This window comes from Streptomyces sp. NPDC087844, from assembly GCF_044742785.1.
In the GTDB taxonomy this organism is placed as follows: domain Bacteria; phylum Actinomycetota; class Actinomycetes; order Streptomycetales; family Streptomycetaceae; genus Streptomyces.
Genome location: NZ_JBIUVD010000005.1, coordinates 403,870 through 419,289 on the forward strand (window position 1 = coordinate 403,870; position 15,420 = coordinate 419,289).

Annotated in this window: 11 protein-coding genes, 1 pseudogene and 1 riboswitch; of the genes and pseudogenes, 7 read left to right on the forward strand and 5 right to left on the reverse strand. The window is 71.2% G+C overall.

What is annotated here, in order from left to right; translation table 11 throughout:
* Window positions 1–24: 24 nt before the first annotated feature.
* From ACIOKD_RS13795 to ACIOKD_RS13815, 5 genes are all read right to left on the reverse strand, one after another.
* A complete protein-coding gene (locus ACIOKD_RS13795; RefSeq protein WP_402082528.1) occupies window positions 25–1,311 on the reverse strand; it encodes a transporter in 1,287 nt (428 codons plus the stop codon).
* Between the two features lie 3 nt (window positions 1,312–1,314).
* Entirely contained in the window at window positions 1,315–1,908 is a 594-nt protein-coding gene (locus ACIOKD_RS13800; protein ID WP_402082530.1) for a hypothetical protein, read from the reverse strand.
* The gene (locus ACIOKD_RS13805; RefSeq protein WP_402082532.1) at window positions 1,905–4,079 is read right to left on the reverse strand and encodes a hydantoinase/oxoprolinase family protein; all 2,175 of its coding nucleotides are present in this window, start codon (window positions 4,077–4,079) and stop codon (window positions 1,905–1,907) included. Before ACIOKD_RS13805 ends, ACIOKD_RS13800 begins: the two co-directional genes overlap by 4 nt.
* Window positions 4,080–4,169: 90 nt before the next feature.
* Entirely contained in the window at window positions 4,170–5,783 is a 1,614-nt protein-coding gene (locus ACIOKD_RS13810; RefSeq protein WP_402082534.1) for an FAD-dependent oxidoreductase, read from the reverse strand.
* Between the two features lie 149 nt (window positions 5,784–5,932).
* The gene (locus ACIOKD_RS13815) at window positions 5,933–7,036 is read right to left on the reverse strand and encodes a LacI family DNA-binding transcriptional regulator (RefSeq protein WP_402082537.1); all 1,104 of its coding nucleotides are present in this window, start codon (window positions 7,034–7,036) and stop codon (window positions 5,933–5,935) included.
* Between the two features lie 371 nt (window positions 7,037–7,407).
* Here ACIOKD_RS13815 and ACIOKD_RS13820 point away from each other — a divergent pair, with 371 nt between their 5' ends.
* The 7 genes and pseudogenes from ACIOKD_RS13820 (at window position 7,408) to ACIOKD_RS13850 (ending at window position 15,197) form a co-directional block, all read left to right on the forward strand.
* On the forward strand, window positions 7,408–8,835 hold the full coding sequence (locus ACIOKD_RS13820; protein WP_402082540.1) for a glycoside hydrolase family 76 protein: 1,428 nt from the start codon (window positions 7,408–7,410) through the stop codon (window positions 8,833–8,835).
* Between the two features lie 131 nt (window positions 8,836–8,966).
* The gene (locus ACIOKD_RS13825) at window positions 8,967–9,659 is read left to right on the forward strand and encodes a LysE family translocator (protein ID WP_402082542.1); all 693 of its coding nucleotides are present in this window, start codon (window positions 8,967–8,969) and stop codon (window positions 9,657–9,659) included.
* Between the two features lie 155 nt (window positions 9,660–9,814).
* Entirely contained in the window at window positions 9,815–11,347 is a 1,533-nt protein-coding gene (locus ACIOKD_RS13830; protein ID WP_402082545.1) for a glycoside hydrolase family 43 protein, read from the forward strand.
* A gap of 143 nt (window positions 11,348–11,490) precedes the next feature.
* A complete protein-coding gene (locus ACIOKD_RS13835) occupies window positions 11,491–11,700 on the forward strand; it encodes a hypothetical protein (protein ID WP_402082548.1) in 210 nt (69 codons plus the stop codon).
* A 151-nt stretch (window positions 11,701–11,851) separates the two neighbouring features.
* Window positions 11,852–14,020 carry an RNA polymerase recycling motor ATPase HelR gene (gene helR / locus ACIOKD_RS13840; RefSeq protein ID WP_402082551.1) on the forward strand — a complete coding sequence of 723 codons (2,169 nt, stop codon included), beginning with the start codon at window positions 11,852–11,854 and terminating at the stop codon, window positions 14,018–14,020.
* Between the two features lie 31 nt (window positions 14,021–14,051).
* Window positions 14,052–14,177: pseudogene (locus ACIOKD_RS13845) on the forward strand (maleylpyruvate isomerase); the annotation flags it as partial.
* Window positions 14,178–14,417: 240 nt separating this feature from the next.
* Complete coding sequence (locus ACIOKD_RS13850) at window positions 14,418–15,197, forward strand: SDR family NAD(P)-dependent oxidoreductase (RefSeq protein WP_402082553.1); 780 nt, start codon at window positions 14,418–14,420, stop codon at window positions 15,195–15,197.
* An 82-nt stretch (window positions 15,198–15,279) separates the two neighbouring features.
* Window positions 15,280–15,366, forward strand: a riboswitch (cobalamin riboswitch).
* Window positions 15,367–15,420: the final 54 nt, after the last annotated feature.

A 15,420-nucleotide genomic window follows, 5' to 3' on the forward strand; every position in this document is an offset into this window, starting at 1 on the left:
AGAAGCGGGGTGCTCGGAGATCGGTCAGAGGTAGGTGGCGGCGGTGACGCACAGCCCGCCGAGCGCGACGGCCCACACGTACGGCAAGGTGCGCACCATGACCTGCTGCGGGGAGACGCCCGCGTACTGGGCGGCCCACACGGTCTGGGTGCTGGTGGGGTCGGCGACGCCGAAGACCTGGTTGTACGAGGTGGCCATGCCGAGGACGACCGCGGCCGGATAGATCCCGGTGGAGATGAGGACACCGGCGATACCGGCACCCAGCCCGAACACGTTCAGCGGCCCGCGGTACAGGCACAGCGGCACGAGCAGGGTGAAGACACCCACGAAGAGCACGGCGTTCTGCGGGCTGACCGCCTTCACGAGCGGTTCGAGTGCCTCGACCGCGCCCGGGAGTTTCACCGCGGCCAGCAGGATGCCGATGGCGATGAACAGGGCGATCGGCGGGGCGGCGATCTCGAATCCGCCGTACAGGGTGCGCAGCAGCCGCTTGTTCATCTCGCGGGGGCGGGTGGTGGTGACCAGCGCGTACAGGACGCCCGCCAACAGGGAGGGGATGATGGCGAGTTCGAAGCCCAGGGCGAGGATCAGCGGCACCGTCGGCGTGAGCAGCGCGTACCACGGGGCGTCACCGAGGCGCTGCCGACGGCTCGGTGAACGGGGCTTGTCCAGCAGCGACTTGAGGGACCAGGTGTGCTCGACGCCCCGCCGCCGCGACTCGACGAACACGTACAGGACCGCGGCCACCAGGGCGAACGGGAACAGCTTCACCATGAAGCCGCGGACGGTCGGTACGGGCAGTTCCAGAGCGGTCGAGAAGAACTGCCACAGCGGCAGTTCGAAGGGGATGCCGACGGCGATGCCCATCAGGATGGTGCCGGCGGCGGTCACCTTCGGGATACCCACCGCGATCATCGCGGGGATGCCGATGAGACCCGCGAGCATCGCGGCGGGCGCGGAACCGGTGACGGTGCCCACGAGCGCGGAGACCGCGAGGACACCGAGCGCCACGACGACCGGGCGGTCACCGCCGAACTCGACGATCTTGCGTACGAGGGTGGCGGCGACCCCCGTCTCCTCCAGGAGCTTGCCCAGCCACGAACCCAGCACGATGGCGATCATGGTGGCGGCCAGCGCGGGCGCGCCCTCCTGGAGAACCGTGTCCAGGACGCTGTTCTCGCCGGTCAGCGGTGCGCCGGCGGCGAAGGCGATGACGACGGCGAGGATGACGAGCGCGAACGCCGTGGGCAGTTTGCGGGTGAGCATGGCGGCGACACCCGCGGCCATGACGAGCAGGATGACGACACCCATGGCTCAGTTCTCTCTTCTTGGCGCGCCGACCGCGGCGGCCAGCGCGGCGGTCAGCAGGAGGGGGCTGCGGCCGAGTCCGCAGACGGTACGGGCGTATGCGTGGGCGGCGATCTCCTCGGCCCCCGCGACATGGGCGAGGACCCGGAAGCGGCCGAGCCGCAGCGCGGTGTGCCCGATCGCCTCCTTGAGCGCGGTCCGCGTCTCCTTGTGGTGGAAGTGCTCGTGCGCGGTCTCATGGGCGAGGGCCGCGGCGCGCACGGATCCCACGGGATACCAGGAGCGCCAGCCCAGTTCGTCGATCAGCCGCTCGGCGCGGTCGACGGTGTCGACGCAGATCTCGACGGTGGCGGGACGCGAGGTGTAGCGGGCCAGCAGCAGCTCTTCGAGCCCGTCGTCGCGCTCCACGATCCGGGCGCGGCACGGTCCGGGTTCGAGGGCCGCGCCGAACGCGTCGGCGGCCTCGGCCCAGCGGCGCAGGAGGGCGGGATCGCGGCCTTCGTGGGTGGGCGTGCCGGCGAGCAGCCGTACCGCGAGATCGAGGTCGTCGGTGGCCTGGTGGGCGGCTGGGTCCGCGGTGGCACCGACGGCGCGGTTCATGACCGCACCTCCACCACGGCCACCACGGGCTCGTCGGCGGCCCGGTCCCGCATCTCGCTGCGGGCCAGGGCCAGCAGCGGCTGCGGGTCGAGGACTCCGGAGAGGTCGGCGATACGGGACCCGAGCAGCAGCCGCAGCGCGGGCGCCCGGACACCGCCGTCCCCGTACGATGTCGCCTCGCGGACGAGGTTGCTCAGCAGTTCGGGGGCGGCCCCCACGGTGGTGGCGGTCACCTGCGCGTCCCAGGCGTGCAGCCGTACGACACCGTCGGCGTCCACGACGCGTACGGGGTGCCGGGGTGCCCGCAGCCGACGGCGCACCTCGGTGCCGTAGACCGTGTGGGCGGGGGTGCCGGCGAGGACGCGGACCCGGTCCGGGGCGGTCTTGAGGCTGGCGGCCGCCGCGGCGAGGCGTTCGGAGTCGTCGGCGCTGTGGGAACGGTCCTGGGTACGCAGTTCCGTGGCGCCGGTTGCGATGGCGCGGACGGTGCTGGTCTGCGGGTCGACGGTCACCTCGACCTCGACCCCGTCGGCGGCGGCGCCCTGGGCGACCACGGCCTGTTCGGCCTCGGCTCGTACGGCGAGGATCTGCTCCTGAGTGGCGCCGGGGATGATCCGCTCGATCTGCTCGCGCACCAGGGCGAGCGCCACGCCGATCGGGCTGATGACCTCGTTGTGCCGGGCGATCCTGCCCTCCATGCCGGTGAGCACCGCGAGGTGCGGGGTGACGGTGGCGGCTCCTCCCCCGCCGCCGACGAGGACCGCTGTGTCGGCGTCGAGCCGGTAGTCGCGCACGATGCGCTCCACCACCGACTTCACCTGCTCGGCGCCCGCGTCGAGGATGCGGGCGGCGGCCGTCGGCACGTCCACGCCCAGGGCGGCGGCGAGCGGGGCGATCGCGGCCTTCGCCACCTGCTGGTCGCAGCGCGCGAAGTCCCCTTCCGGGACACGGCCGAGCGCGTTGGCGGCGCAGGTCATGGTGAGGGCGTACCGTCCGCCCGCCGCGTCCAGAACGGCGTAGTCGGCCGGGTCGTCGGGCATCGGACGCACGGTGGACAGGGTGGCGTCGCGCAGTTCGTCCGGGTCGGCGAAGCAGGCGTAGGGCAGCCCCGCGATATGGGCGCTGCGCGGTCCGACGGCGGTGACGCGGGCTCGGCCGCCACGCCCCTGGCTGCCTTGGGCCTGATCGTCCCGGGTCAGGCCGACGCGGACCATCGAGCCGCCGCCGACACCGACCGTGCGGACGTCGAGGGCGTTGAGGTACGAGCTCTTGCCGAGCATCGTGGCGTGCCGGACGGCGACCCTGCCCCGGCGTACGACGCTGATGTCGGTGGAGGTGCCGCCGGTTTCGAGGAAGACGCCCTCGCTGATCCGTTCCTGCATCAGAGCCCCGGCGACTCCGGCCGCCGGGCCCGACAGCACGGTCAGCAGCGGGCGTCGGCGCATCTCGTCGAGCGCCATGACCCCGCCGTCGCAGCGCATGACCATGAGCGGCGCGGTGATGCCCGCCTTGGTGATGGACGCGTCGACGAGATCGGCGGTGGCCAGCATGCGCGGCAGGATGGCCGCGTTGACGACGGCGGTACGGGTCCGCTTGTGCAGCCCGTACAGCGAGGTGATCTCGTGCGCGGCCGTCATCGGGAGGCCGGCGGGGCGGGCGGCCTCCAGGACGGACCGCTCTCCTTCGGGCCGGTCCACGGCGAACGGCTCGGTGGCGACGAGTACTTCGGCCCCGGCCGCCGTGACCTGCTCGACCGCGGCGCGTACGGCGCTCGTGTCGTCGGGGTCGGCCACATGGGCGTAGGCGAGCGGAAGCCGCTTGCCCGGGGCGAGTTCGAGTCGGCCGAGGGCGGCGAGCCGGCGGGTGAGGACGGCGCCGGGACCGGTGCCGATGCCGATCAGGCCGACGGTGGCGACGTCACCCTCCAGCAGGGCGTTGGTCGCCTGGGTGGTGCCGTGAGCCAGGAACGCGACGTCGGCGGGATCGCGGCCGACCTGCTGGAGCAGCCGGTCCAGCGCCTCGACGATGCCGTGCGCGACACCGTCCTCGTGATGGTGACTGGTGGGGACCTTGACCTGTCCGAGCAGGCTCAGTGTGGTGGCGTCCACGGCCACGGCGTCGGTGAAGGTTCCACCGACGTCGATGCCGACGCGGATTCTGTGGGTGGTCATGTCTGGGCACCTCCTTGTGCTCTGTCAGTCATGCGCGACACCGGTCGGGCCGGACGGGCTGGGCGCAGCCCGTCCGCCCGCCCCTCGATCTCAGTAGCCCCGTACGTCGGGCCAGTGGCGCTGTACGCCGTCACGGTCGAGGCCGCGCGCGAACTCCTCGAACCGCTTGTCCTCGGCCTGGACCTGGTGGGGTTCGACGTCCTCGGCCAGGCAGTGGGCGGCGAGCGCGCCCGCGACCTCGCCGATGTTCCACTCCACCGGGTGGAGCCGGTAGCAGCCGTTGGTGATGTGGGTGGTGCCGATGTTCTTGCCGGCGGGCAGCAGATTGCGGACCCGCCTCGGCAGCAGTGCGCCCAGCGGGATCTCGAAGGGCACCGAGCCGATGTCGATGTAGTTGTCGCCGCCGGTCGAGGGATGCAGGTCGATGCGGTAGTTGCCGACTCCGACGGAGTCCCGGTACCTGGTGCCGCCGTAGGGTCCGACGAGGTCGATCGCCACGTCGTGTTCGGTGACGGTGGTGACGGCCCTGATCCGGCGCGACTCGCGGACGTACGGCGCCTTCGCGAGGCCGTCCGGGGTGCCGGTCACGTCCGGGCGCGGACGCAGGCCCGGGAATCCGGTGCCGCCGTCCTGGCGTGGCGCTTCGGTCTGCAGCCAGTAGAGGACCGACAACGACAACTGCCGTGCTCCGGCGACCGCTTCGGCGCCGGTCCGTGCCCCCGCCCCGACGAGCGGCTTCAGCCAGTAGTCGTTGAGCGGCCAGTTGACGAGGGTGATGTCGGAGTCGAAGGCGCCGGGGCGGTGCAGCTTTCGCGCCAGGATTCGGCGGAAGCCCCACAGCTCCTTGTCACCGGCGTCCGCGCTCTGGTCGGCACTCACGGCCAGCGGGTCGAGCTCGGGGTTGGGCTCGAACGTACGCGGTACGGACTCCAGGGAACGGGGATCCGGTGCCTCGAAGCCCAGCAGTGGTCCGGGCCAGAAGTCGGGCCGGTACTCCCGCCAGAAGTCGTGGTCGGCGGGCCGCTCGACGGTGTGGTCCTCGCCCTCGTGATGGGAGAGCGCGAAACACACGGTGATGCCCTGCTGGTTGAGCGGCTGGGCCTCGTCCGGGGCGTGCGGTTCGTCGTACTCGGACCGTGCCTCGGCTCCGATGACGTGCTCGACACCCGCGAGGTCGAGGAGTTCACCGGTCTCGGTGGCGTCGATCACGTAACGGGCGGAGACGGTGACCTGTCGGCCGCCGTCGTGGCGGTGCTCCAGGGTCACGGACCGTACGACATCGTTGTCGGCCTCGGCCGCGACGGGCCGGTGGTCGGTGAGGACGGTCAGTCGGCCGGCGGCCCGGTGGGGCGCGAGCATCGCCTCGATGACGGCGAGCGCGACGCGCGGCTCGTGGCAGAGCTTGCTCACGCGTCCGGCGCCCGGGTTGAGGTCCGTGAGGGCCAGCGCCTCGGCGCGCAGCGGGTACCACTGCCGGTAGAACTGCCGGATGCCTTCGCGCAGTTGCCGGTACGAGGCGGTGGTGCCGAACTGCTCGACCCACGGATGCTCGTCGGGCGGCACGGCCTGCGAGGTGAGCTGTCCGCCGAGCCAGTCGGTCTCCTCGGTGAGCACGACACTGCGTCCGGCCCGGCAGGCCGCAAGCGCGGCGGCCACGCCGCCGAGCCCGCCGCCCACGATGAGGATGTCGGCTTTCGGTATCACGCTTCTCCTTGCTGGTGGTTCGTGTGCTGGTTCTGCTCGTTCGGTTCGACCTGTTCGGCCTGTTCGTTCGGTTCGGTCTGTTGGTTCGGTTGGTTCGGTTCGGTCTGTTGGTTCGGTTGGTGGTCCGACTCCTGCGATCCAGGCCGGTGTCATCGCCGCTCCGGTGGGCTCCCGGTCGTCGCACCGGCCCGGAAGGCACAGGCGACCAGGGGTTCTTCGGCCGCCTCCCCCGCCACGAGTGCGGCCAGCATCCGGACCGCGGCCGCGCCCAACTGGTGCCGTGGGACGTCGAATCCGGTGGGCTGCGGATCCCCGGCAAGGTCGGACGGAGGGCTGCCGAGGAGCGCGAGGGACACGTCACCCGGGCAGGTGAAGCCCGCCTCGTCGACGGCTGTTCGCAGGGCTCGCCAGGCACCCCCGGTGTCGGTCTCCTCCGCGACGAAGGCGGTGACACCCTCGGCGATCCAGCCCCGCAGCCGTTCGGGGGTGATATCGCGCCGAGGGTCGGCGCAGCGCAGGACGGCCCCGGACCCGCCGGGCAGTCCGGCCGCCTCCAGCCCTTCCAGGAAGCCCTGTTGGCGGTCGGTGGAGGCGGGCGCGTCGTCGTCCTCACGGACCAGGACGATCCGGCGGTGCCCCGACGACGCCAGGTGCCGGACCACTTCGCTGCTGGCGCTCACATAGTCGGCGCCGACCCAGGACAGCCCCTCCAGCTCCTCGCGGCGGCCGAGGTGCACCACAGGGAACCCGTCGGCGACCATCCGTTTCAGTTCGGCGATCGGGACGTGCCGGCCGAGGAACAGACATCCGTCCGCGAGCCGGACCCGGTTGAGCGCCTCGGGCCCGCCCGCCTTGGCGCCGCCGGAGCTCGACCCCGTGAACAGCACCAGGTCGTAACCGCGCGCGGCGGCCTCCCGCTCCACCCCGACGAGGAAGGGGTAGTACGAGTGCTCCACGTCGGTCGGGAAGGTGGCCGTGAAGCTGTAGACGCCGAGCAGGTTGTTGCGGGCCGCCGCCAGCCGCTGGGCCGCCGGGTCCGGTACGTAGCCGAGGCTGCGGGCCGCGTCGAGCACCCGCTGCCGTGTCTCGTCCGAGATCGCCGAGCCCTGCGCCTTGTTCGACAGCACGAGGGACACCGTGGCCTGGGACACTCCGGCCAGCCGGGCGACCTCCGCCTGCCGCGGCCGGGATGTGCGTCCGGTCGCCGCGGGGGTCCGCCCACGCCTTGGTCCCTTCCTGGGCTGCTCCACCATGCTCCTCACCCGGCCGCCGAGGGCCGAACCCAGCTTGCTAATGCGTATAAGTAATGCGCATTAGTGGAACTGTGAGGCGCCTTCACGGCAACGGTCAAGGGGTGCGACACGACTTCTTCGTCCGCCGGTCGTCCGGCGGTCGCCACCCGGTCGCCATCCGGCTGTCCGCCGGGTTCCTCTGTCGGGAGCGGCTGAACATGAACATTCAACCGGACCATTGACCTGCCAACCGGTTCCGGTTAGCGTCCACGCCGAGCCTTTCCAAGGACCAGCCCCTGTGCCCCCACCGCAGTGTTCGGCAAGCCTTCGGGAGTTCTTCCATGCGCGCCAGACGATCGTCACTCGCAGCTCTCGCCCTCACTCTGACAACGATGTCGACCCTCTTGATCCAGGCCGCCCCACCTTCCACCGCGGCCCCTGAGACGGCGGCGGCACCGGCGGCGACGGTGTGCAACAAGTACTGCGACGCACGGGATCCGGCCCTCAGCGGTCAGGACCGCAGACCCGTCACCGCCACGCTCTTCTCGCGGACGTTCGAGCTGCATTTCAACGACGCAGACGCCATGGGCTGGGCTTCCGTCGGCAACGGCAGCCCCGGGGACGAGGTGTGGCTCGACCGCTCCTACGACGGCGGCCGGACCTGGGCCTCGAACAGCCGCCTCGGCGCCACGAAGACCCCGGCGGGTCAGACAGGCTGGCGGACGCTGATGTACAACGTCGACGACTGGGCGGGCCACGGCGTCGGCGCCCTGCGCGCCTGCGGCAAGGCCGTCGACCGCACCGACATCGTCTGCACACCGTGGGCCCGGTCCACCTGGAACGCCGCCGACCGGCGCACCGCGGCGGCCACCGCGCAGATGCAGTTCTACAACTACGGCACCGGCCTGTTCGACACCACCGGCTGGTGGAACTCGGCCAACGCGCTGCACGCCGTCATCGACAACATCCGGGTCACCGGCATGAAGAGCTACACCTACGCCATAGGCCGCACCTACGACCTGCAAGTGAACGCGGCCGACGGGCAGTTCCGCAACGACTACATCGACGACACCGGCTGGTGGGGCCTCACCTGGATCGCGGCGTACGACCTCACCGGCGACCCCCGCTATCTGGCGACGGCCCGGGCCGACGCGGACTACATGGCCTCCTACTGGGACAGCACATGCGGCGGCGGGGTGTGGTGGAGCACCGCGAAGACGGTGAAGAACGCCATCCCCAACTCCCTGTACATCGAACTGAACGCCGCCCTGCACAACCGCATCCCGGGCGACACCACCTACCTTCAGCGTGCGAAGGCGGACTGGAACTGGTTCCAGGGGAGCGGCATGATCAACGCGGACCAGACGGTGAGCGACGGCCTCAGTCTGAGCACCTGCAAGGTCGGCGACAGCACGGTCTGGTCCTACAACCAGGGTCAACTCGTGGGCGGCCTGGTGGAGTTGCACAAGGCCACGGGTGACTCCTCGGTGCTCGCCGCCGCCCGCCGGATCGCCGACGCCAACACTGTCTCCACCAAGCTGAACACCTCGGCCGGCATCCTCAGGGACCCCTGCGAGTCGGGTGACTGCGGCGCCGACGGAGCGTCCTTCAAGGGTGCCGACGTACGCGGTCTGGCGAAACTGAACGCGGTCCTGTCCGACCGCCCCTACACCGCGTACCTCAACAGACAGGCCGCCCAGGCCTACGCCGCCGACCGCAATCCCCTCGACCAGTACGGCCTGCGCTGGTACGGCCCCCTGGACAGGACGGACGCCGCCCGCCAGCACAGTGCCCTCGATCTGATGAACGCCGCGTCCTGAGTGCCACCGGGCCCGCTGCCCGGCACCCCGGCACCCCGGCTCGGCACGAATCCGCCGCATGACCCGCACGCACCGTGGAACCCCACAGTCACGTGTGCCCGACGGCCGGGCGCACAGGACGGAGCGGGCGCATGTCGGTCGACCTGACGGGATTCCTCGGCGTGGTACTGCTCGCCTATCTGATCCCCGGTCCGGACTTCCTGGTCATCGTGCGGGCGGCGGCCCGGCGTCCGGCGCTGGGCCGGGCCGCCGCCCTGGGCGCCCAGGGCGGACTGTGCGTCCACATGTGCGCGGCGGCCCTGGGCCTCTCCGTCATCGCCACCCGCTCGGCGCTCGCCTTCACCGTGATCAAACTGGCCGGCGCCGCCTACCTGATCTTTCTGGGCGTACGAGCACTGCTCACCGCACGGCGCCGGGACCGCGACGCGTCCACCGGAGCCACTGGAGCCACTGGAGCCACTGGAGCCACTGAGTCCAGGATGACAGCGGTAGGTGGTTCCGCTGCCACGTCCGGGCAGCACATCAGCCGGCGTGGCAGCTTTCTGGAGGGCTTCCTCACCAACGTGCTCAATCCCAAGGCGGCCCTCTTCTTCCTCAGCGTCCTCCCCCAGTTCGTCGACCACGACCACGGAGGGGCCCTGACCCGGCAGATCTTCCTTCTCGGCCTCCTCGACGTGGCCGTCGGTGTCGTCTACTGGCTCGTCCTGGTGGGCGTCGCCGCGCGACTTCGTACCGTGCTCGGTCCGGCCTGTCGACGCCGGTGGGAACGCGTGAGCGGCTGGCTCTTCATCGCCATCGGGGTCGGTGTCGCGGCGACCGACTGAACCCGGGAGACGCCAGGCCCCGGACCCGCTCCTGGCGGCATTCTCCGCAAGGCCGGTGCCTGCGGAAGCGCTTCGACGTAGGCTCCCCGAGCCCCGCCCTTGAACACCCTTGGGCACCCTTGGGCACTGCCCGGCCGCACTCCACAGGGACGGACATGACGCACTTCGACAACCCCGTCATACCCGGCTTCAGCCCCGACCCCAGCATCTGCCGGGTCGGCGACGACTACTACCTGGCGACGTCCAGTTTCGAGTACGTACCGGGCGTACCCCTGTGGCACAGCCGTGACCTGGTGCACTGGCGGCTGATCGGGCATGTGCTGGACCGGCCGTCGCAGTTGGCGCTGCCCGACACCGCCGCCGCCTCCACGGGGGTGTACGCGCCCACTCTGCGCCACCACGACGGTCTGTTCTGGCTGATCACGACCGTGGTCGCCGGCGCGGGCAACATCCTGGTGACCGCCGAGGACCCGGCGGGACCCTGGTCGGATCCGGTACCGGTCGGCGTTCCCGGCATCGACCCGGACCTGGTCTGGGAGGAGGACGGAACCTGCTGGTGCGTGTTCTCTGCGGACGGGATCCGCGGGGTCCGCATCGACCCCAAGTCCGGGGAACCGCAGGGAGATCCGGTGCCCATGTGGTCGGGCAGCGGACTGCAGTATCCGGAGGGCCCGCACCTCTACCGGATCGACGGCTGGTGGTACCTGCTCCTGTCGGAGGGCGGCACCGAACGCGGCCACGCCCTGTCGGTGGCCAGGTCCCGTACGCTGCCGGGCCCTTTCGAACCGCACCCGGCCAACCCCGTGCTTTCCCATCGCAGTACGAACCATCCGGTGCAGAACACCGGGCACGGCGATCTGGTGCGGGCGCAGGACGGCACCTGGTGGATGGTGCTGCTGGGCACCAGGCCCCGGGGTGACACGCCGATGTACCACGGGATGGGCCGGGAGACGTTCCTGGCTCCGGTGCGGTGGGAGGACGGGTGGCCACTGCCCGGACCGCTGGAACCGCGTGCGCAGGCCCCGGCGCTCACCCCTCATCCCTGGCCGCCGGAGCCGGACCGCGACGATTTCGACTCCCCTGGTCTCGCGCCGTGTTGGGTGTCTCTTCGACGGGCCGACCCGGAAGCCGTCCGGCTCGACGAACGGCCCGGCCACCTGGTTCTGCACGCCCGCGCGGACAGTCTCGACACTCCGGGCGCTCTCTTCGTCGGGCGGCGGCAGCGCGACCCCGACTGCACCGCGCGCACACTGGTCGAGGTCTCCGACGGCGGCCGGGGCGGGCTCGCGGTACGCCTGGACGAGGCACACCACTACGAGGTGGAGGTGGCCGACGGCACGGTCCGCGCGGTCGCCAGGATCGGCCCGCTGAGCCAGTCGATCGCCGAACGAGCCGTCCCCGCCGGTCCGTTGCGGCTGCGCATCGACATCACCACCTCCGGCGTCCTGCCGCCCACGATCACCTCCCGCGACCCGGCGACGGCTCCCCCGCCCGGCCTGCGCGCCGGCGGCCCCGACACACTCCGCCTGGGTTACGAGACGGACGGCGGCGCCTTCGAGGTCCTCGCCGAACTCGACGGCCGCTACCTCACCACCGAGGTCGCCGGGGGCTTCACCGGCCGGGTCTTCGGCATGTACGCCACACGCGGCAGCGCGGCTTTCGACTGGTTCGAGCTGCGGCCCGCATGAAAGGACTTGTCCCTGACAAGAGTTGTCCCTGACAGGAGTTGTCCCTGACAGGGCTTGTCCCTGACAGGGCTTGTCAGGGATCACGGACGCCCTCGCCCCTGGTCACTTCAGCCGGCCGTACGGCGCGGTCGACCTCCCCTGCCATGGCCATCGGTGCCCGGCCGGTGGGCAGAGCACTGGAACGGCAACCACGGCCTGCGGCGGATCATGTCGTTGGCCACGGCATCGAAGACTGCGACGCCATCATTTCGCTGCACCGGCCCGACGAACCGCTCGGGCTTCTGGGGCCCTTTCTCGCGGCGGGTGAGCAGGGCAAGCAGGAACAACCACTCCTTGCCACTTTCAACTTATAGCGCACCGGGGGGCTTGCGGCAAGGCCCCCATCCTGCTGCAGAATCGCGCACTCAAGGCGAGTAACCGCAGAAAAAGGTGATTCACGAAGTGCGTGCGTTTTTGCCGGTTGACGGTCCGCGCGGCGATGCCGAACCGGGAGGAGCCAGTGACATGGACTCTCTGACCACGAGCGCGTTCGACCTTCCCGACCACCTCGCCCCCAAGCGGGACCCGCTGCTGATCGGCGGCGACGAGAGGCACCTCGCGGCCATCGCGGAGAGCCTCGACCAGGCGATCACCGAACTGTCCGACCGACTGGACGCCGAGCGCAAAGCGCCCGGCGGCATCGGCCGGGAGGCGATGGAGCGGGACGCGGAGATCCATCGGCTGACCGGTCGGCTGCGCGCCCTGCGCCGCTTCGGCCTGGACCTCTGTCTCGGGCACATCATCCGTGCGGACGACCCCGAGCCGCTGTACGTCGGACGGCTCGGCCTCACCGACAACGACGGGCGACGGCTGCTGATCGACTGGCGCTCCCCCGCGGCCGAGCCGTTCTTCGCGGCGACCCATGCCAACCCGCTGGGATTGGCGAGCCGGCGCAGGTACCGCTGGACCCGCGGCCGGATCAGCGACTACTGGGACGAGGTGTTCACCGCCGACGGCCTCCAAGGACATGCCGCGCTCGACGACCACTCGGCCTTCGTCGCCAGCCTGGGCAGCACCCGGTCGAGCCGGATGCGCGACGTGCTCACCACCATCCAGGCCGACCAGGACGCCATCATCCGCGCCGGCTCCCGCGGAGCGCTCGTCGTCGACGGCGGTCCGGGCACGGGCAAGACGGTCGTCGCACTGCACCGGTCCGCCTACCTCCTCTACTCCGACCCCCGTCTCGGTCACCGTCGGGGCGGAGTGCTGTTCGTCGGCCCGCACCAGCCCTATCTGGCGTACGTCGCCGATGTCCTCCCCAGCCTCGGGGAGGAGGGTGTGCAGACCTGCACCCTGCGGGACCTCGTCGCGGAGGGAGCCGGAGCGCCGGACGAGACCGACACGGAGGTGGCCTCCCTGAAGTCGTCCGCGCGCATGGTCGGGGCGGTCGAGACGGCCGTCAGGTTCTACGAGGAGCCGCCGGCGAAGGGGATGACGGTCGCGACCCCCTGGGCCGACGTCCGGCTGAGCGCCGACGACTGGGCCGAGGCGTTCGAGACGCCGGGACCTGGTGTTCCGCACAACGAGGCACGTGACCAGATCTGGGAGGCCCTGCTCACGATCCTCCTGGACAAGCACGACGGCGACGTCCCGCCCGAGCTGTTCCGCAGGGCACTGCTGCACGACGACGAGCTGACCGGGGCCCTGGACCGCGCCTGGCCGCTGCTCGAAGCGGCCGACGTCGTCGGAGACCTGTGGTCGGTGCCCGCCTATCTGCGGATGTGCGCTCCCTGGCTCGGCCCCGACGACGTACGGAGGCTGCAGCGCGCGGCACCGCGGGCGTGGACGGTGTCCGACCTGCCGATCCTGGACGCGGCGCGGCAGCGGCTCGGCGACCCGGAGTCGGCGCGACGCAGGCGCAGGCACGAGGCCACCCTCGCCGCCCAGCGCGAGCGCATGGCGCAGGTCGTCGACAACCTGATAGAGGCCGCGGCCGACTCGGGCGCCGACGGTGACGACGGCGAGGGCCTGGTGACGATGTTGCGCGGCGAGGACGCCAAGGTCAGCATGGTCGACGAGTCCGAACTGCCCACCGCCGAACCGGATCTCCTCGCCGGTCCGTTCGCGCACGTCGTCGTGGACGAGGCCCAGGAGCTGACCGACGCGCAGTGGCAGATGCTGCTGCTGCGCTGCCCGTCCCGGAGTTTCACCATCGTCGGAGACCGTGCGCAGGCCAGGCACGGGTTCACCGAGTCGTGGCGCGAGCGGCTGGAGCGGGTCGGGCTCGACCGGATCGAGGTGGCCTCGCTGAGCATCAACTACCGGACCCCGGAAGAGGTCATGGCGGAGGCCGAGCCGGTCATCCGGGCCGCGCTCCCGGACGCCAACGTGCCGACCTCCATCCGCAGCAACGGCGTCCCCGTCGTCCACGGATCCGTCGCGGACCGGGACTCGGTCCTCGACACCTGGCTCGCCGCGCACACGGACGGGATCGCCTGTGTCATCGGCGATCCGACGTTCCGGGCGACACCTCGCGTCCGGTCGCTGACCCCGGAACTGTCCAAGGGGCTCGAATTCGACCTGGTCGTACTCGTCGACCCGCAGACGTACGGCACGGGTATCGCGGGAGCGGTCGACCGCTATGTCGCGATGACCCGGGCGACCCGGCAACTGGTCGTCCTCACCGGCGACTGAGCCCGGCCGGTCCTCGCGATCGCCGTGGACCCCGTTCCCGACCTCGTTCTCCGACAAGGCCGCGCTGCTGATCGGCACCGGACGGCGGACACCGACCGATACGGAGAAGACCGCGCTGGGCACCCTCGCCGAGCGGCTCCCGCTCGTTCTGGGCTGAGCGGGTCGGCGAGCGCGAAGCCGGTGTCCGCCGAGAAGCGGGTCCGGCGGCCGATCCGCCCGAGCACCCGTGCGCGGTGGCGGCTCCGAGTTCGCACGCGGTGGCCCCGTACGTCGGGAGGCGGCGGGCAGTTCCGTCGTGGCATGTTCCTGACCTGGGAGTACTCGGAACACGGCCACCCCATGGCTGCATCGCACCCCCGCTGATCCACCCCTGGCGGCGCCCTTCTAGGGTGCCGCCATGGACTCGCGGCACTACCTCTCAGAACTGTTCTCCCTGAACGGCCGGGTCGCCCTGGTGACCGGTGGCAGCTCCGGCATCGGGCGGGGCATCGCCGAGGCGCTGGCCCGCGCCGGGGCGAGCGTCGTCGCCGTGGCGCGCAAGGAAGCGGAACTGACCGCGGCCGTCGCGGAGTTGAGCGCGCTCGGTTGCCGAGCGGCCTGGGTCGGCGCGGACCTCGGTACGCGTGAAGGCGTGCGCGAGGCCGCCGAGCGGGCGGTCGAGGCCTTCGGTGAGCCCGACATACTCGTCAACTGTGCCGGAATCAACCTGCGGCCACCGATGAGCGAGCTCAGCGACGAGGTCTGGGACACCACCATGGCCCTGAACCTGGACGCGCCCTTCCTGCTGGGCCGGCGTTTCGGCCCCGCCATGGCCGACCGGGGCTACGGGCGGATCATCCACATCACCTCGCAGCAGGCCCACCGCGCCTTCGTCCAGAGCGGCGCCTACGGTGTCTCCAAAGGGGCGCTGGAGTCACTGGCGCGCTCGCAGGCGGAGGCCTGGTCGCCGTACGGAGTCACCGTCAACACACTGGTGCCCGGCTTCGTGATGACACCGCTGAACCGGCGTCTGTCGTCCGACCCGGAGAAGGTGGCGGCCCTGGCGGCGCGCACGATGGTCGGACGCAACGGTCTCACGGAGGACTTCGCGGGCGCGGCGGTCTTCCTGGCGAGCGCCGCCTCCGCGTACGTCACCGGGCAGTCGATCCACGTCGACGGCGGCTTCTCCGTGCACTGAAAAGTTCGCTACGACCGGACTGTGCCCCTTCGAGTGACCGGTGCGGCTGGTACGCCCCGTCCGCGCCAGGCGGGTGCGTCGCAAGAGGGAACCCGGTGGGAATCCGGGGCTGCCCCGCAGCGGCGCCCCCGTTATGTTTTCTGCGGTTCCGCAACGGGGCCGCTGGCCTCCGGGTCCGGCATGACTGTGTCCCCCTGTCGAAGGCATGACCTGGGGGGTGGTG